This is a genomic window from Desulforapulum autotrophicum HRM2 (assembly GCF_000020365.1).
Taxonomy (GTDB): Bacteria; Desulfobacterota; Desulfobacteria; order Desulfobacterales; family Desulfobacteraceae; genus Desulforapulum; species Desulforapulum autotrophicum.
On sequence record NC_012108.1, the window covers coordinates 5,343,562 to 5,362,306 of the forward strand.

At 50.2% G+C, this 18,745-nt stretch carries 13 protein-coding genes; 6 read left to right on the plus strand and 7 right to left on the minus strand.

Annotated features, from left to right (window positions below; all coding sequences use genetic code 11):
- Window positions 1–25: 25 nt before the first annotated feature.
- Window positions 26–1,573, plus strand: a complete 1,548-nt coding sequence (locus HRM2_RS23440; RefSeq protein WP_187149308.1) for a bifunctional GNAT family N-acetyltransferase/carbon-nitrogen hydrolase family protein — start codon at window positions 26–28, stop codon at window positions 1,571–1,573.
- 174 nt (window positions 1,574–1,747) lie between these two features.
- Here HRM2_RS23440 and HRM2_RS23445 read toward each other — a convergent pair whose 3' ends face one another.
- The 4 genes from HRM2_RS23445 to HRM2_RS23460 form a co-directional block, all read right to left on the minus strand.
- On the minus strand, window positions 1,748–3,442 hold the full coding sequence (locus HRM2_RS23445; RefSeq protein ID WP_041273469.1) for a potassium channel family protein: 1,695 nt from the start codon (window positions 3,440–3,442) through the stop codon (window positions 1,748–1,750).
- A gap of 451 nt (window positions 3,443–3,893) precedes the next feature.
- On the minus strand, window positions 3,894–5,252 hold the full coding sequence (locus HRM2_RS23450) for a TolC family protein (protein ID WP_015906502.1): 1,359 nt from the start codon (window positions 5,250–5,252) through the stop codon (window positions 3,894–3,896).
- 120 nt (window positions 5,253–5,372) lie between these two features.
- Complete coding sequence (locus HRM2_RS23455) at window positions 5,373–8,624, minus strand: efflux RND transporter permease subunit (protein WP_015906503.1); 3,252 nt, start codon at window positions 8,622–8,624, stop codon at window positions 5,373–5,375.
- Window positions 8,621–9,793 carry an efflux RND transporter periplasmic adaptor subunit gene (locus HRM2_RS23460; RefSeq protein WP_015906504.1) on the minus strand — a complete coding sequence of 391 codons (1,173 nt, stop codon included), beginning with the start codon at window positions 9,791–9,793 and terminating at the stop codon, window positions 8,621–8,623. Before HRM2_RS23460 ends, HRM2_RS23455 begins: the two co-directional genes overlap by 4 nt.
- A gap of 272 nt (window positions 9,794–10,065) precedes the next feature.
- On the opposite strand from HRM2_RS23460, the gene arfB reads away from it, so the two are divergent.
- The gene (arfB, locus tag HRM2_RS23465; protein WP_015906505.1) at window positions 10,066–10,488 is read left to right on the plus strand and encodes an alternative ribosome rescue aminoacyl-tRNA hydrolase ArfB; all 423 of its coding nucleotides are present in this window, start codon (window positions 10,066–10,068) and stop codon (window positions 10,486–10,488) included.
- Here the strand turns inward: arfB and HRM2_RS23470 are convergent.
- Together HRM2_RS23470 and HRM2_RS23475 are read right to left on the minus strand one after the other, a co-directional pair.
- Window positions 10,483–11,550 carry an AI-2E family transporter gene (locus tag HRM2_RS23470; protein WP_015906506.1) on the minus strand — a complete coding sequence of 356 codons (1,068 nt, stop codon included), beginning with the start codon at window positions 11,548–11,550 and terminating at the stop codon, window positions 10,483–10,485. The genes arfB and HRM2_RS23470 overlap by 6 nt on opposite strands.
- 71 nt (window positions 11,551–11,621) lie before the next feature.
- Window positions 11,622–13,331 (minus strand): acyl-CoA dehydrogenase family protein, encoded by a 1,710-nt coding sequence (locus HRM2_RS23475; protein ID WP_232364137.1) that lies wholly within the window; start codon window positions 13,329–13,331, stop codon window positions 11,622–11,624.
- Between the two features lie 669 nt (window positions 13,332–14,000).
- Here HRM2_RS23475 and HRM2_RS23480 point away from each other — a divergent pair.
- From HRM2_RS23480 to HRM2_RS23495, 4 genes are all read left to right on the plus strand, one after another.
- Window positions 14,001–15,008: a TRAP transporter substrate-binding protein gene (locus tag HRM2_RS23480; RefSeq protein ID WP_015906508.1), complete on the plus strand. Its 1,008-nt coding sequence runs from the start codon at window positions 14,001–14,003 to the stop codon at window positions 15,006–15,008.
- A 164-nt stretch (window positions 15,009–15,172) separates the two neighbouring features.
- Window positions 15,173–15,706, plus strand: a complete 534-nt coding sequence (locus HRM2_RS23485; RefSeq protein ID WP_041273470.1) for a TRAP transporter small permease — start codon at window positions 15,173–15,175, stop codon at window positions 15,704–15,706.
- 1 nt (window position 15,707) lies between these two features.
- Window positions 15,708–16,991, plus strand: coding sequence for a TRAP transporter large permease (locus tag HRM2_RS23490; RefSeq protein WP_015906510.1), 1,284 nt, complete (start codon window positions 15,708–15,710; stop codon window positions 16,989–16,991).
- Between the two features lie 29 nt (window positions 16,992–17,020).
- Window positions 17,021–18,019 (plus strand): proline racemase family protein, encoded by a 999-nt coding sequence (locus HRM2_RS23495; protein WP_232364138.1) that lies wholly within the window; start codon window positions 17,021–17,023, stop codon window positions 18,017–18,019.
- Window positions 18,020–18,107: 88 nt separating this feature from the next.
- Here the strand turns inward: HRM2_RS23495 and HRM2_RS23500 are convergent, their stop codons facing one another.
- Window positions 18,108–18,530, minus strand: a complete 423-nt coding sequence (locus tag HRM2_RS23500; protein ID WP_015906512.1) for a DUF3783 domain-containing protein — start codon at window positions 18,528–18,530, stop codon at window positions 18,108–18,110.
- Window positions 18,531–18,745: the final 215 nt, after the last annotated feature.

Below are 18,745 nucleotides of genomic sequence, written 5' to 3' on the forward strand. Positions count from 1 at the left end.
CCATCAAAGGAGTATGAACAGTAATATGAGCACTGAAACAACCCACAAACTGAATCTGCGGAACCTGACAATAGAGGATTATGATGCTGTCCGTCAAATCAGCGCCAAGGTCTACAAAGGATTATCTGCTCCGTGGACGGAAAAGGAGATCAACAACCTTATCAACCGCTTCGGTGAAGGTCAGATCTGCATTGAAGACAAAGGAAAAGCGGTGGCGGTGGCATTATCCATCACAATTACCTTCAGCCTGTTTGGAAAACACCACACCTATGACCAGATTACCGGAAAGGGGACGTTCAGATCCCATGACCCGGAGGGAGACTACCTCTATGGAATCGAGGTTTTTGTGGATCCAGATTATCGTGGTATGCGACTGGGACGGCGACTGTATGATGCTCGAAAAGAGTTGGCCGTCAGCCTGAACCTCAAAGGGATTCTTCTTGGCGGCAGGATTCCCGGGTATAAGGAATACGCCCATCACATGTCAGCACAGGCATATATTTTAAAGGTTCAAAACAGGGAAGTGGTGGATAATGTACTCACCTTTCAACTTTCCAATGACTTTCATGTGCTCAATCTTCTTGACAACTACTGGCTTGAAGACCGTCATTCCCGGGGAAATGCCGTGCTGCTTGAATGGCTGAATATTTATTATCAAAAAAAAACACGCCTCATCGGAGGAACCAAATCCATTGCCAGGGTGAGCGTGGTCCAATGGCAGATGCGCCGGTTTGTATCCTTTGACGATTTCATGCAGCAGGTGGAATTTTTTGTAGATACCGTATCAGATTATAAATCTGACATTGTCCTTTTTCCAGAATTGTTCAATGCCCCGTTGATCCATACGTACAAAGAAAAAAGTCCATCAGAGGCCATGATGATGCTGGCTGAACATACTGAAAATATGCGGACAGCCATGGTGGAGATGGCACTGAGCTACAATATCAACATTGTGACTGGCAGCGTGCCTGCCATCAGCACCAGCGGGGATCTGATGAATGTGGCCTATCTGTGCCGACGTGACGGCACCTGGGACTGTCAAGAAAAACTGCATATCACCCCTGATGAGGAGATTCACTGGAATTTTACCGGTGGAAATAAACTCAAGGTATTTGAAACCGATGTTGGAAAAATCGGCATTTTAATCTGTTATGATGTGGAGTTTCCGGAACTGGCAAGGCTTCAAACCGAAAAAGGTATGAAAATTTTACTGGTACCGTTCTGGACCGATACCCGAAACGGCTACCTCAGGGTGCGCCGCTGCGCCCAGGCACGGGCCATTGAAAATGAGTGCTATGTGGCCATTTCCGGCAGTGTCGGCAATATCCCAAAGGTTGAAACCATGGGAATTCAGTATTCCCAGGCCGCCATCTTTACTCCGTCCGACTTTTCCTTTCCCCACGATGCCATCGCTGCCGAAGCAACCCCCGGTGTTGAAACCACACTGATAACAGATCTGGATCTGGATCTGATCAAAGAACTGCGAGCCAAGGGAAGTGTCCGGAACATGGAAAGCCGACGAACCGATCTCTATAATCTGGTGTGGACTGCATCAGACAAATCAGGATTGTAGAAATTCGGGGCTTTTTGCTGAAACTCGAAAATTCCGAATTTCTTTAGACGTAATTAACCTGTTTTGGAATCTTTTTGATATATTAATTCGATTTACCCCATGTTTTCCATGTTTTAAGGAAAAAAGACCCATTAGAGGGCAGCATCTCCATGGGGCACTTTCGCCAAGAGCAGACTATGTTCCATATCTTTCCATAAAGGTTTTTTCAGCCTCCACCGTACCGACGAGAATGAGCGCATCTGTTTTTTCAAGGGGGGTGAACGGATCTGGGTTGAGGATCAACCCCTCCTCCCGGGTGATGGCCACCACAGAGCACCCGGTCTTCTCCCGCACCTGGTTCTCGACCAGGGACTTTCCCCCGAGGTTTTGTGCTGTGGCCTTGAAGATGCTGAGCCCTTCCACCATCATGAGCACCTGCTCCTTGCTGAGCAGATTAACGATGGTATTGGCGGCCATGGAGGCAAAAGACATGACAAGATCTGCCCCGGCCCGGTGAAGCTTGGCCACGGACCGTTCACTGTTGGCCCGGCTGATGATCTGGACGTCCGGCCGCAGCTGGCGGCAGTAAATGGTCAGATAGACATTCATGTCGTCATTGTGGGTGGTGATGATGACGGATCGGGCTTTGCCTATACCTGCTTTTTGCAGGATATCTATATCGGCGGCATTTCCATGGATGTAGTTCTCCCTCTCCAGGGTCCGTGTGGGACTTTTTTCCACAATTTTGTAGGGAATCTTCTGCTCTTTAAGGGCACCTGCCGCTGCCTTCCCCACCCGGCCCCCGCCGAGAATCAGGGCCGGAAACTCATGGGAGAACTTTTTACTGCTGATGGAAAAATGGTGGTCAAATGCTTCCAGCTGCTCGGCAGACCCGGCCAGCACCAGGACGGTGGAGGCGGTGATCAGGGTATTGGGACCCGTGGCTTCAAACTTCCCCCTCTCCCACATACCGACCACCGTCACCCCGGTTTTTTCCCGAAGCCGTGTCGCAACCAGAGTTTTCCCTTCCAAAGCGGTTCTCATGGCAGGGGCCTCGGCAATGAGAAGCTGTTCGTGCCGCCACAGGATGTTGGCCCCCATGTTCACCCCCAGTACCCTACGCCCCAGTGATTTTCCCAGCATCTTGCTGAATTGGAAAATATGGTTGCTGCCGGCAAATTCCAGAATATCCAGGGAGTGCGCCTTGTCGGCAGAGGTGACAATGGGAATTTCCCTGCAGATCTCCCGGATGGTAAAAGCAATCCCTGTATTGACCATGTCATCATGGGTGGCCACCACCATGGCGGCATTCTGCACCTGAAGCCGGCGATAGGTGTCAGGGTCCCCATAATCCCCAAACACGGTTTTATACCCCAGGTTGTGCAGTTCCAGGGCTTGTTGCAGGTCATCCACCAGAATCACATACTCATATTTATGGAAAATCAGTTTTTTGATAAGGTTGGTGGTGATGGGATCCAGGGCTGTCAAAATGATATGATTTTTGGTCTCCGGCGGAAGCTCCCTGGGGGTTTTTGCCCGGGACTGGGCCTCCAGCCAGGGGGCGTAGAAAAACTGGATAAAGGTAAAGGGGAGCATGACCAGCAGGTAGACGATCCCGGTGAGCAGCACAATAATGGAAAAGACCAGGCCGATATCACTGGTAAAGGTGATGTCCCCAAACCCCAGGGTGGACATGACGGTCAGCGACCAGTAAAATCCGGTGATCCATGAGTACTCCTTGCCCTCCAGCAGCATGAGGACGTGGAACATCACACTGTAAACAGTGACAATCACCACAAGAACCAGAAAAAATCTCACCAGCAGAAATACATTTCTTCTGGAGGTGTTGTTGCCGAAAAAATAGGCCAGCTGGGGAATTACGGTTTTCATGGTCAGCCGCTCGTACCTCTTCCTCTCATTCGTGTGGTCCGGCAATGGGAGTGCCCATCACCTCATTTGCCGGATACGAATACCGTACCCTTTAAATCAATCACTCTGGTGATCTATATGACTAAAGGCCTTCCTGTGCATGTCCATTTAAAAATTCGCACAAAGCCACAAAAAGGATCATAGCCTTTGTGGCTTTGCACGAAAATAATATTTATATCCTGCAACCCAATCTGGATGAAACCTTTGAAAAATGATGGTCAATTTCCAGGTTAAAATCATAGATATTTTTATCAAAAACCCAGGGGATTTACAATGGAATTCCCAGATCCATGGAAGATCAGAACCGGCAGGGGAATCTCCTGCTGCCGGTCAAATTATTCTTAACTCAACTTTCAGACTTAAGCATTGGTGGAAGAAAAATTTTACGAACCTGCCTTCTGTTGACCCTTATTTATTGTTTATCGATTGTGCCCGCTGCCAGTTCAAGGTGTGCCATGGCAGCCCGATAGTCGTGGATGGCCTTAAGATGATGGGTCAGGCTCTGTTGTACCAGAACATCAGCGTCCAGGAGATCTGTGATGGTGAAAAGACCGTTGTTATACCTATTTTTAACGATTCGAAGCGATTCCCTGGACTGACCAATGGCCGCCTGGGCCACCTGGATGCGTTTCCAGGCACTTTGTGCACTGAAAAAGGCCTGGCGGGTCTCACCGCAGATACGCTGGTCCATGGCCTGGATTGTGGCGTTGATCTGTTTCAGATTCAGATCTGCTTCCCGGATGGCTGACGAAATTCGGCCACCGGTGAACAGGGTAAGGGATGCCACGGCACCCACGGTGTAGTTGTTGCCGGAATCACTGAAATCCTCGGTGTTGATTTCATAGTTTCCGGAAAGACGCACCGAGGGCAGACGGGCCGCCCTGGATTTATCGATCTCTTTTTCGGCAATGCGCTTCTGGGCCATGAGCTGTTTCAGGTCCGGCCTGTGGGACAGGGCTTTACTGATCCAGTCGTCCAGGGTGCCGGGCATGGGGGCTCCGGCTTCCAGGGGGGTTGTCAGAGTTTTGTCCAGGTTCCCGGCGCCTCCCATGGCAATGTTGAGCATGCATCTGGCAATGTCGGTCTGGCTTCTGCTTTCAGCCAGCTGCTGCTCCAGATCGGCAATGTGTACCTGGGCCCGGAGCAGGTCACTTTTGGCCACAAAACCCCCGTCATACCGGGATTGTACCATCTTGAGGTGGGCCCGGGCCGTTTCCAGAATTTGACCAACGACAATGTGATTTTCCCGGACAAGCAGGGTACGAAGATAGGCAGTTATGGTATTGGCAATGACCTGCTGGCGGATACGTTCCTGTAAAAAAGCTGTAGCCTCCTGGTTGAGGTTCGCCTGCTGCACCCCGTACCAGGTCTGACCGCTGTCATACACCGGCCAGTCAACGGCAACGCGGGTTGCGTAGTTGGTAATGGCATCCGGATCATTAAGGCTGTCGGGATAAAAATCCTGGGTCGTGATGACTTCCTGGTTGAGGCGGGTACCAAAGGCCCACATGGGGTTGGTGGTTCGGTTCACCTGCTCCATAAACTGCACCTGGGGAAGCGCTCCGGAACGGGCCTGGACAACCTTCTCCCCGGCGGAATGGGTCCTGAACTGGGCGGCCTGGAGTCCAGGGTTCAGGGAAATGGCCGTGTCCACGGCCTGGGCAAGGGTAAGATCCGCTGCCAGATTCTGGGGGGGAAAGACCATGAACCCTGCCAGTATCAGCCATATTAACCAGGGCAGCCCCTTGTTCGTTTTAAAAAGTTGCATCATCTATTCCTCCTTGCAAGCAAAAATGCCCTGGGGCATCAACGGCACTATAATCATTCCATGGACCCATCACCAAAAACCCTGCCCCCCCATTCCTGGGCCTTTGAATAATCGACAAGATAATCATTCCGTGGGCGTATCAGCCGCCTTGATATGGGCCGACTCCCAGCGTTTATCCAAGAAATAGAGCACCGGCACCGTCATGCGGGAAAAGACCAACGATGCCACTTCCCCTGCCATGAGGGAAATGGCAAGTCCCTGGAAAATAGGGTCAAACAAAATCACCGATGCCCCAACCACCACGGCGGCCGCCGTCAACATCATAGGCCGGAACCGCACGGCTCCGGCATCGATCACTGCCTTGTCAAGGGGCATGCCCTGTTCGATTCTAAGCTCAATGAAATCCACCAGAATAATGGAATTTCGTACCACAATACCGGCCCCGGCAATGAAGCCGATCATGGAGGTGGCGGAAAAAAAGGCACCCATGGCCCAGTGGGCAGGCAGAATCCCGATCAGGGAAAAGGGAATGGCCACCATGATTACAAAGGGCGTTGAAAACGACTGAAACCACCCCACCACCAGGACAAAGATCAGGACCAAAACCACACCAAAGGCCAGGCCAAGATCCCGGAACACCTCATAGGTGATGTGCCATTCCCCGTCCCATTTCATGGACAGTTGTCGGTCACTTTCCGGAAGGGCAGCCGTATGTTGGACAATTTTGTATCCCTGTTCCGTGGTAATGGCGTCGATTTTCTTCCACATCTCCAGGATGGCGTACACCGGACTCTCCTTGGCGCCGGCCACATCGCCGGTGACATAGACCACGGGCATCAGGTTCTTGTGATAAATGCTCCGGTCAGGTTCGGTTTCGGTGATTCGGATCAGGGAGGTCAGGGCAACAAGGGTGCCGTCACCAGCGGGCAGCATAACCGCTCCCAGCCGGTCCACCCCGGCCCGGTTGGCAAGGGTCGGCTGGAGCACAATGGGCACATCCTCCTTCTCCAGGGGTTGATGGAGAAGCCCTGCCTGCTGACCCTCCAGGACAAGCTTGAGGGTTCGGGCAATCCTTCCGACACTGATGCCATTGACAGCCGCCTTTTCCTGGTCAATATCCAGCTGAAACCGCACCTGATCCTCTTCCATGTACCAGTCCACATCCACCACCCCTTCGGTGGTCTCAAATATATGTTTAACCTTAAGGGCCAGATCCTTTTGCCCTGGGTAGTCAGGCCCATAAATTTCCGCCACCAGGGTGGATAACACCGGGGGTCCCGGGGGTACCTCTGCAATCTTCACCCGTGCCCCATACCGGTCAGCAATGGCTTTCAAAGAAGGTCTCACCCTTCTTGCAATGGCGTGGCTCTGATCCTTTCGATGACCTTTCTCGGCAAGGTTCACCTGGATGTCGGCCATGTTGGGCCCCTTTCTCAGGTCATAGTGACGCACCAGGCCGTTGAAATTAAAGGGGCCCGATGTCCCGCTGTAAATCTGGTAATCCACCACCTCATTGACGGTTTTCAGGTATTCCCCCATATCCATGGCCGCTGACGTTGTCGCTTCCAGGGTGGCGGTTTCCGGCATGTCCAGAATCACCTGAAATTCGCTCTTGTTGTCAAAGGGCAGCATCTTTACCCGGACCAGCCCCACCCCAACCATGGCGCAGGCCAGGATCAAAAGAAGTGTTACTGTAAGAAGAAAACTCCATCGCCAAAAGGGTTTATGGAGCAGGGGGTCCATGATTTTCCGATATAACCTTATGGACCAGTCATCACCGTCATGGTCATTGTGCCCGGTATGACCCTGACCAGATTCAAATTTAATCATTCGTACTGAAGCCCAGGGGGTGACAATAAATGCCACCAGCAGGGAAAAGAACATGGCCGCCGATGCCCCCATGGGGATGGGGCGCATGTAGGGCCCCATGAGGCCACCCACAAAGGCCATGGGAAGAATGGCGGCAATAACGGCAAGGGTGGCAAGGATGGTGGGATTGCCCACCTCATCCACGGCTTCAATGGCCACCTTGAATTTTGAGCGGCCCTGATTTTCAACAAGGCGGTAATGGCGCACCACATTCTCCACCACCACAATGGCATCATCCACCAGAATACCGATGGAAAAGATCAGGGCAAACAGGGTGATGCGGTTCAGGGTGTATCCATAAAGATAAAAGGTGGTCAGGGTCAGGGCCAGGGTGACGGGAATGGCAAAGGCCACCACGCCGGATTCCCTGTGGCCCAGGGTAAACCAGATAAGAATGGTCACGGACACCACGGCAATGAGCATGTGAAACAGCAGTTCGTTGGATTTTTCTTCAGCGGTTTCGCCGTAATGGCGGGTGATGGTCATGTGGATGTTATCCGGTATGATCCTCCCCCGGGCATCCTCGACCCGTTCCAGCACCTTTTCCGCCACGCTGATGGCATTGGTACCCTTTCTTTTGGCCACGGTCAGGGTAACGGCCGGGAACACACCCCGGGAGGCATGGACTTCAGGAATCTCTTTTTCCCCGGCAGCAGGGCCGGTACCGAAAAAAACATATTGTTCTGGATCAGATGGACCGTCTTCAATCTCAGCAACATCCCTGAGATATACAGGATGGCCGTTGGAGACGTTGATCACCACCCGGCCCACCTCTTCTGCATCCTTAAGCAGACCACCGGTGTGGATGACAATCTGACCCTGGCGTGACGGAAAACTGCCGGAATCAGAGGCCTGGTTGGCCACAGACACAAGGGCTGATACCTGTTCCACATCCAGGCCATAGGCGGCCAGACGGGTGGGGTCCAGGCGGACACTGACCTGGCGCGATTGTCCACCGATGATACTGGTGATGGAGACATTGGGCTCTCGTTTCACCAAATCCTCGACCTCGGCGGTGAGTCGTCTGAGCTGGTAATGGTCAACCTCTTCGCTCCAGAAAGTAAGGGCCAGAATGGGCACATCATCAATGTATCTGGGACGGATAAGGGGAGGGCTCACTCCGGTTGGAATCCGGTCATAGTTGGCCATGAGCTTGGATTGCAGCCGGACAATCGACGCCTCCTCGTCCTGTCCCACCAGAAAACGCACCACGGCCATGGACATGCCGGGCATGGATGTGGAATAGATATACTCCACCCCGGGGATCTCCCAGAGCAGTTTTTCCATGGGTTTGGTCACCCGCTGTTCAACCTCTTTAACGCTGGCCCCGGGCATTTTTACAAATACATCAATCATGGGAACAATAATCTGGGGTTCTTCCTCCCTGGGCAGGGCGATCACCGCTGCAATACCCAGAAGAATGGAGGCAATGATGATCAGGGGCGTGAGTTTGGAGTCAATAAAAAATGCGGCGATTTTACCAGCCGGGCCTTGTTTGATGGTCATGATGCCCCCTCCACTTTAACCCCGTCCTTTAATCCGGCCGGGGGGGACACCAGGTAACGGGTACCGGGTTTTATGCCTGAAATGACTTCAACCGTATCCTTGAATTGCCTGCCGATTCTCATGAGGCGGAAATGAGCATTGTTCTTGTCATCCACCATGAAATATCCAGTGAGTTGACCCTGGACCACCTGGGCGGACTGGGGCATCAGGAGCATGCCGCCCTGACCCACCGGAATGGTGACCCTGGCAAACATGCCCGAACGAAGCAGGGTGTTTTCCGGAAGCACGACTTTGACGGTAAACGATCGGCTCTTTGCATCCGCTCCCGGTGCAATGGTTTTAACAGTACCGGTAATCCCCGGGGCCTTTTCCAGTGCCGGAATAGTGACCTGTATGACCTGGCCCGTCTCCACTGCCTGGATATGATGTTCGGGCAGCAGGAATTCCACCTGGAATCCGCCTGACTTTTCCAGGGTAACAAGGGGAGTCCCGGGGGATGCCAGATCACCTAGGTTGATCATCTTGGCAGTGACAATACCGTCATAGGGGGCAAGGATGGTGGCATCCTTTTGGGAGACTCCAGCCCCGGACACCGCTGCCTGGGCCTGTTCGACACGGGATCGGGCCGCGGCCACCATGGCCTCGGCCTGGGCCAGGGCCGCCCGGGCCTGGAGATGACGGGCTTCGGCTTCTTCAAATTCCTGGCGGGTGGCGGAGTCTTCCTGGAAGAGTTTCTGATAACGCCTGTAGGTGGCCTCTGCCAGGTCCGCCCCTGCCCGGGCCGCATTCCGGGCTGAAACGGCGGCATTTTCGGTTTTTCCAGCCTCGGCCAGACCGGCTTCACTCTGGCGAAGCCCTGAGGCCACCTGTCGTTTATCAAGCACCACCAGCACGTCCCCCTGGCGAACACGATCACCCTCCTTGACGTTCACCCCCCGCACGGTTCCCATGATCTTGGCCGACAGGGTGGTGGCGTTCTGGGCTGTTACTGTACCAAGGGCTTCGTAGACAAAAGGCTGAGTAGTTATGGTTGCAACGGCCACAGGGGTTTTAATGACTGTTGTCGCAGCTGCTGGGGTGGTACCAGGTTCGATCTTATCGCCACAGCCCATGAATGAACAGATGACAGCCAATGGGATCAATATCCCGAACAGCGATTTTTTGCCCACGGTTTTCTCCTTATTTTTTTTTACAGTTTTTTCGCCAGACGCAGCTCAAATATGGAAATCTCAGCTGCATCTGTTTATTACCACATGCTCATTTAATTTAACAATTGCAAAATCAAAAAAATGCCCCTGTCGACCATGGGGTATTGGCGGGCAATAACAATTGTAAACCTATGCCTCAAATGTTATCGTCCATTTGGAATCAGGACAATTAAAAACGCCATGGACCCCGGGGTATACCCGGGCCATGATTATGATTTTTTCCAAGGGGTATTTTGCTTAAAATTTCAAACAAGATCACCATCCCAGATGCAGAAATCGAAATGACGGCCGTCCGTGCCCAGGGCGCAGGCGGGCAGAACGTCAACAAGGTTTCATCCGCAATTCACCTGCGGTTCAACATCCGGGCTTCGTCCCTGCCTGAGTACTACAAGGAAAAGCTTTTGGGACTCAACGACCAGAGGATTACCAACGACGGCGTCGTCATCATCAAGTCCCAGGAACACCGCAGCCAGGAGATGAACCGGGAGGCGGCCCTTGCAAGGCTTGTCGCCCTGATACACCAATGCATGGTCACCCCTAAAAAACGACGCAAAACACGACCCACGGCCGGGTCTAAGCGACGCCGCCTGGAAGGCAAAACCCAAAGGGCCCAGCTTAAAAAACTCAGGGGCAAAATTCGCACCCGTGATTTATAGACTGCCTCTCTCCCTCTGCCGCACCATCCAGATATCAAGGAGTGCCTTCACCAGCGTTGCCAGGGGGATCGCAAAAAATAATCCCCATAGCCCCCAAAGATTCCCAAAAAAGAGAATAGCAATGACGATGACAACAGGGTGCAGGTCTACCACCCCGGCGAGCAGGAGCGGCGCAAGAATGAAGCCATCCAGGAGCTGAACAGCCGAGTAGGCGGAAACAGTATACAAGAACCGGACATCCCATCCAAACTGGAAATAGCCAATCAGAATCGTCGGTAAAAAAACGACGGTAACCCCGATATAGGGCAGGATCACCGAAATCCCCGAAAGAAATGAAAGCAACAGGGCGTACTGTACCCCTATCAGATGATAGCATACCCATGTCCCGGCCCAGATAATAAGGACTTCCCACCCTTTTCCGCGGATGTAATTTGCAATCTGAAGATTGACCGCGGTAAGGACGGTGGTTACAAGGTCGTTTGCAGGCGGTGAATATCGATTGATCCACCCGATGAGCATTTCCTTATCTTTGAGAAGAAAAAACACTAGAAACGGAACAAGCACAAGGTAGACTGTGAATGTTGCAAGCTCCTTCACTGATGAGAAGGAGAAGGCAAGCACCTGTTTGCCGATGGCCGACAAAGAGGAAGAAATAAAGGCGTAAAGCTCCTGAACCTGTGAAACCGTTACCAGTTCGGGGTAGTGCTCCGGCAGCGACTCCAGCTGCCCTTGTGCCCTGGCCAGCATTGAAGGAAGTTGCTGGAACAATTGAATGATCTCCCTGGAAATCAAAGGAATAAACCAGATGACGGTAATGGTGAAAGCGATCAGGTATACCATGAAAACCATGGTCACAGAAACGATTCGGGGAACTTTAAGCCGCATCAACTGCAGGATGAGCCCCTCCAGAAGATAGGAAATAATAACGGCAACCAGCACCGGTGTAAGCATCTCTCCAAAGAGATAAATCACAGCCAGACCAAAAGAAATCGATAAGAACAGATAGAATAATTTTGGGTCCGAAATATTTTTTTTTACCCAATCACGGACGGAAATAATCATCGTACAAGCCTTTCTAATAGGTGAAGGCGGAGAAGGCCCCCCGCCTTGTTTTTCAGGAGATATCTGAATATCTATTCCGTCATCGCGTAGGTATCAACCAGGGAGTATACATGATCTTTCAATACCTTTTCAAAACGCGCTGCATTGGCAAAAGGTCGCTTGATCATTTTCTGGCATGCAGACTGCTGGACCTCGGTGGTGGTGGGCATGCCGAGAAGATCCACGCCGTATGCGGAAAAATCCCTGACCATGAAATCAAACATCTGGTCCAGGAGATCATCATCTATATTCTCCATGGCAGCACTCTCAATGATCAGCTGTCCGTATGCGATCAGGGTAAAAATTTCACCCACACCCAGAAGAAAGGCAAAATCATTCATCATCTGTTCACCAAGGGCCATGCCTGAGCCGATGAGGAACTCCTCATAGGCCTTGATCTGATCTTTAAAAATCTCGATATTGGGCAGCTCTTTTGTTGCATATGTCTTACGGAAGTCATGGAACTGGATTTTTGCATATCCCCTTGTGGGGCCCTGATTGAATAGATAGTCGTCATTTTCGTTGCCGGTGAGCCTGGGAATCTCGGGATACTCTTTGGGGTTAAACATGTAGTTCGGAATCAGTTTGGCAATCAGGGCCATGTTGACATGTCTTGTCCCTTCAAGTTTCGGAAACCCCTTGAGCTCGAAAACCGCCTGGCTGAAGTAGGTGTCTTTTTCAAACCCCTTGGCGGCAATGATATCCCAGAGAAGCTCATGGACCACTTCGCCCTGGATGGCGACCTTCATCTTCATAATCGGATTATAGAGGAGGTAGCGCTTGTCATCTGCCGACGCCGCCCTCATATAGTCAGTGGCCCTGAGGCCAAAGAGCTTCATGGCGCCCAGGCGGCAGAAGGAATCCACGAACAGCTGTTTTACATGGGGGAATTCAGTGACGTATTTCCCGTAGAGGTTTCGCTTGGATGCATGGTTCAGGGCTTCGTAAAAAGAGTGGGTTACAATTCCGATGGCGCCGGAACCGATGTTGAATTTGCAGATATTGATGGTGTTGAGCATGTCGTCCCATGCCTTGGGGCCCCGGGAGCTGATGTCAGCATCGGTGATGGGGTAGTCGTGGAGGGCAAATTCGGCCACAAAGTTCTGGGCATGGATGACGTTTTTGATGCATTCGAATTTTTCATGTTTTGAATCAACAACAAAGAACACATACTCATCCGTGTCGGCGATCTTGCCAAAAACCGTAATGGTGCTGGCTTCATTGGCATTGCCGATGTAATACTTCGAGCCCTTTGCCAGGTAGGTCCCGTCTGCCTGGCGATACAGCTTCATATCCGAGGAATAGATGTCAGCCCCATGTTCTTTTTCGGAAAGACCAAAGGCACAAAGCGGGTTGCCCTTGAGAACTTCCACGGCCCTGTGTTTAAGCGCTTCATTGTCCCCCAGAAATACCGGATCAAGGCCCAGGGTAGAGACATGGTACATGTACCAGTAAGCGCTGCCGTAGAATCCGCAGATTTCCGAGAACTCGAACATCCTGTAGGTGCTGTAGTACTGGCCCTTGTCGCCGTATCCCTCAGGAAGAAAAAGGGTCTCAAAAATTTTTTCTCGTTTGATGAAATCGGCAAAATCATAGGTGAATTCCGGCGTCAAGAAATCTTCCTTCATCTTCTTGTGTCCCTTATTCTCAAACCACTCAATGGTCTTGAGCATAATTTCTCTGGATCTTTCGTCGGGGTAGTTTCTTTCCTGGTAGTTCTTGGGATTCAGCAGCAGCATCATTCACTCCTTAAGTCTAAGCCTTTAAGATCTAAATGTTTCCAAATCATGTAACGGGTACCTCCGTTTGGATGCGCCCACATATACTAAATAATTTCATGATATCAACTAGAACCGATATTCTATATAGCGCCTCATAAGCCAAATGTCAAAACTTAAGCATTTTTTTAAATACGGCTGCATACTGCCATGACAATAACTCAGTATTGGAACGACTGCCCCCCTCCAGATTCACAACACCAAAAAGCCCAGATCCCTCTACACCTGGGAGGCCAAATGAACTGAACCAGTGCTTCAAAATCCTAGGAATGATATTATTTTTATTGAACTCAGGTTTAAGTTCCTGTAAAGAGGTTAAGGACCATAAATTTTATAACTTGAACTGACTTGCTTGTCTTTTGGCCCATCTGCAACGTTGCATCAAAGGCTCAATTGCCCTGCTATTTTAGTATAAAATTTAAACTCAACTTTTGGATTGGCTGTTTAGGTGGGGGTCAGGCTTGCATTATTGCACTTTTGTTCGGTTTAGAAAGCAGACAAGATATTGTTCAAAAGCATGGAGCCTGATAAAAAATTCAGCCTCCAATAACACAAGCCTGCCCCCGATCATCAAAGTTAAAGTCCGAAAGTTGAGTAAATATGTTGTAAACCCTTAAACAAAGGAACAAACCGATGAACAAAGTATTTAAACTATTTGCGATGACGGTTCTTGTGATGGTCTTCTCACTGGCATTTTTAGGCAATGGAATGGCCGCGCAGACGTGGAAATTGGCACATGTGTGCGTAGCTGAACCAGACAATCCATATCATGCAACATCACTAAAGTTCAAAGAACTTGTTGAAAAAGGTACGGAAGGGCGACTCAAAATTCAAATTTTCCCCCAGCGCCAACTGGGGAACGACCGGGAAATTCTGGAAGGTATCCAGGGTGGCATAATCGACGCTTCTGCAGCAACCCTTGGCCCGGTGTCAGCCTTTGAGCCGACGGGAGACCTGTTGGAACTCCCTTTCCTTTTTCGCAACACAAACCACCTGGATGCCGTCCTTGACGGCCCCATTGGAAGAGAAATTCTCAACAAACTGGACAGCGCCGGATTTAAAGCCCTGGCATTTTTTGATGACGGCATTAACAATACCACCAATTCCAAACATCCCATCAAGGGTGTAGCCGATTACAAAGGTCTTCAAATGCGATGCATTGAAGCCCCTGTCCGAATCGCCACAACAAAGGCGCTGGGCGCCAATCCCATCCCCATCGCTTATAGCGAGCTCTATACCGCACTGCAGACCGGCGTGGTTGATGGTCAGTCCAACCCGAACTGGGTGATCACCGCACGAAGTCTTTGGGAAGTCCAGAAATATATCAGCATCACCCAGCACATCTGGGGTGGTGCGGTGTTGCTTGTCAACCTTGATAAATTTCAAAAATTGTCAAAAGAAGATCAGAAAGTCGTTATGGATGCCGGTATTGCGGCCAGCCAGTATGGCCGCAAACTGGGCCGTGATTCAGAAGAAAAACACCTCCAGACAGCCATTGATCACAACATGATTGTGGAGAGAAATCCAGACCTGACTTCCATGCGAAAGGCAACCGAGTCGGTCTACACCGATATTTATGCCAAACATCCTGATTGGAAGCCGATTATTGAGCAGATCAAGACCCTTGGTGAAAAATTTTAATATTTAAAAAAAGCAGTCTATTTTAATCATTGCCGGGTTGGCATTGTACGTCAACCCGGCACACGGAAAAAGATAACAGCAATCAATACGTTTTTCCAACACAGAATGCCGAATCCCTTCAGATTCAAAGCGCTTACCCATATTCATCGTAATGAGGATTTTCAATGCACAATACTGAAACAAATACCCTGGCTGTTTTTGAGAGGTGGACTGCCAGAATGCGGACTTTGGTGGGCTACTGGGAGCGCCTCCTCCGGTGGATTCTTGCCCTGGGCATCGCTTTAATTATGTTTGCAGTTGTGTTCCATGTGGTGGGACGTTATTTCTTCGGCAAAACCTACATGGGAACCATGGAGTTGGTCAGATACACAATGATCTGGGTTGCCCTGCTTGGGGCTGCCGTTGCTTTTGGGTCAGAGGGGCACATTGCTGTCAATATCTTACAAGACCGCCTTACAAAACGAAGTGCCACCTGGCTTCGCATCGCAGGCAATATTCTCCTGGGAGTCTTTCTGGTTGTCATGATCATCGGCGGTTTTGAAATTGCTGTACGCAATTTAAAACAAATTTCTCTGGGATTGCAAATTCCCATGTTTTATCCATACCTGGCGATACCTATTGGGGGTATTTCCATGCTATTCTATGTTTTAATGAACATTCTTGACAGCCTGACTCAACTATTGTCATTAAGAGGGTAACATGGTCTATTTACTATTTCTGCTTTTCATATTTTTTGCTATTTGTGGTATACCCATTGCCTTTTCACTGGGTGTCGCTTCACTGGGTTATGTGTTTTACAACCACGTATCTTTTATTCTGGTGGCCCAGAAAATGTTTACCGGGATGGACTCATTTTTGCTGACGGCTATTCCACTGTTTATTCTTGCCGGAAACTTGATGAATGCTGCGGGACTGACCGAAGAATTGATCGAATTCACCAAGATTTTTGTCGGACGGGTTCGAGGCGGGCTGGCATATGTTAATGTCCTTATATCAATGATTTTTGCCGGCATGACTGGTGCCGGTGTTTCCGACACAGCAGCGGTGGGCTCCATCATGATACCCGGCATGGTCAAGGACAATTACCGTAAGGACTTTTCCACTGCGGTTACAGCCATTTCTTCGACAATAGGACCTGTTATCCCTCCCAGCATTCCATTTATTGTGTACGGTTCAATCACAGGCATTTCAATTGGCGCCTTGTTTTTGGCGGGTATTGTTCCAGGTGTGCTCCTTGGACTTTCCATGATGGCGGTTATTTTCATAACATCGTGTCGGGAAAATCTACCCAGACTGGAGGAAAAATATTCCCTGCAAAAAAAAATCAAGATCAGCAAAGATGCCATGCTGGCAATGATTATGCCGGTGGTCATCCTGGGAGGTATCGTCGGTGGTATAGCCACTCCCACCGAAGTCGCCGCGATTGCCGCCTTCTATGCCTTCATTGTGGGTGTCATCATCCGTAGAACTGTCACACTCAAAATTTTGATCAACGTCCTCGTGGAAACAGGTATTACCACCGGAGGGGTCATGATTTTGATGGGCACGGCGGCCATATTCTCCTTTATTTTAACCACTGAACTCTTTCCCCAAATGCTTGCAGAAACCGTGCTTTCGTTGACCCACAACAAAATCTTTATCCTGATACTGGTCAACATCGTTCTTCTGGTTTTTGGCATGTTTTTGGATGTTGTGCCAGCCCTGCTGGTCTTGACGCCGGTGTTTCTTCCCTTGGTCAAAATGGTAGGCGTAGATCCTTTGCACTACGGTGTTATTTGCGTTCTTAACCTGGTCATTGGCCTGGCCACACCGCCGGTGGGAATGTGCCTGTTTGTGGGTGCCAATATTGCCAGAATTTCTATTGAAAAAGTTTCACGCGCCCTGATTCCCTTCCTGATTGCGGTAATCATGGTGCTTATGATTGTGACGTACTGGGAATCGGCCGTTTTGTGGTTCCCACGTATGTTTGGTTTCCATCAATAAAAAAAAGTGAGATTATGCATTTTTCAAAGATGATTACGACCGTCGACTCGCACACAGCCGGAGAACCCACACGGATTATAACCGGTGGCCTGCCCCATATTTCCGGAAAAGATATGCCGGCGAAAAAAGAGTGGATGCAGCAAAATATGGACGACCTGCGCAGGATGCTTATGTGGGAACCAAGGGGACATCAGGACATGTTTGGTGCCGTTATCACATCACCTGTTTCCCCGGATGCCGATGCCGGTGTTATTTTCATGGATGGCGGCGGTTATCTGGATATGTGCGGTCACGGCTCCATTGGCGCTGTCACGGTTTTGCTGGAAACCGGAATGGTTACCATGGATTCAAAAACCGGAGTCAACGAAAAAACGGTTATCATTGATACGCCTGCTGGAAAGATATTGGCTCGTGCCGTCATTGAAAATAAAAAGGTGACCGATGTCACAATCAGAAATGTGCCGGCTTTTTTTTATGATACGGTGGAGTTGGATCTTCCGGAAATCGGCCGAACACCCATTGATATCTCCTATGGCGGAAATTTCTTTGCTCTGGTGGCAGCAGAGCATTTACAAACAACCGTGGAACCAAAAAACATTGATCAATTGCGACAATGGGGATTGACGATTCGAGATCAGGTAAATCAGATCACAAAGATCTTTCATCCCGGCACAGGCAATCCTGCACAGGTAAAACTTGTTGAAATATATGAAAAAACAGTGCCGCCGAGAAATATCGTTGTTTTTGGTTCAGGGCAAATAGATCGCTCCCCTTGCGGAACAGGAACAAGTGCAAAGATGGCACTGCTTCATTCTAGGGGCCAGCTGAAAATTGGAGAGCCCTATGAGTACCAAAGCATTTTCGGCACGGCCTTTCGTGGACGTATTGTTGATACTTTACAGGTTGGAGACAAGAGCGCTATCGTTCCAGAAATTACGGGCCGGGCCCACATTACCGGGATCCATCAATTTGTAGTCGAAGATGACGATCCGTTTAAATGCGGATTCAATATAAATACCAACCCCTGAGTGAAAACAAGATTCCTGATGCCAGTGAAGGTTTCATTGAAACCCGGGATATATTTTCAGCGGTGACCAATGAAACCCTCTGACAATGCTATTTCTTCTGCTGCATGGCCCTGCGTTCCGCTGCCAACTCACCCAGCAGCGATTTAAGGGTCCATGTTTCGGATGTGGGGGTTAAAACAGCCCACAAAACCGGCTTCATGCCGGTTTTACGGGCCATGTCCATGAGCCGGTGAAGCTCATTGTTGGTAATACCGGAAAGGACAATAGCCCTGGGCAGCGTTGAAGATACGCCGCTGCCGGTATTGTCGGGTTGGGCAAACAGGTCGGACAGACACGTCTCATCCTCCCCGGATGTGGCCCAGACAATCGGAAGGTCTGTGATATTGACCATTTGAAGCAAATTTTTAAACTTGACCTGCGCTTTGGAACTAAATCCACAAATCAGCAGTTTTCGGGCACCGTAAAAGGGCCTGTCAGAATGGGTCACCTTCTCAAAAGTTCCATCGGCCATTGGCTATCTCCTGTCTGTAACAGAGGTTTAAACTGTCCGCTATTGGCTGTCAGCTTGAAATGCCAAAAAAATTCCTATGGCGGCCCCGCTCCATGCCGATTACCAATACCTGGCGATATCCTACCAGTTAAATCTATATTTTCCAAACACAAAGATAGTATCAGCTCCTCACACCGGGATGTGGAGAGATGGTTGGTGATCTCTTCGTCAAGCAA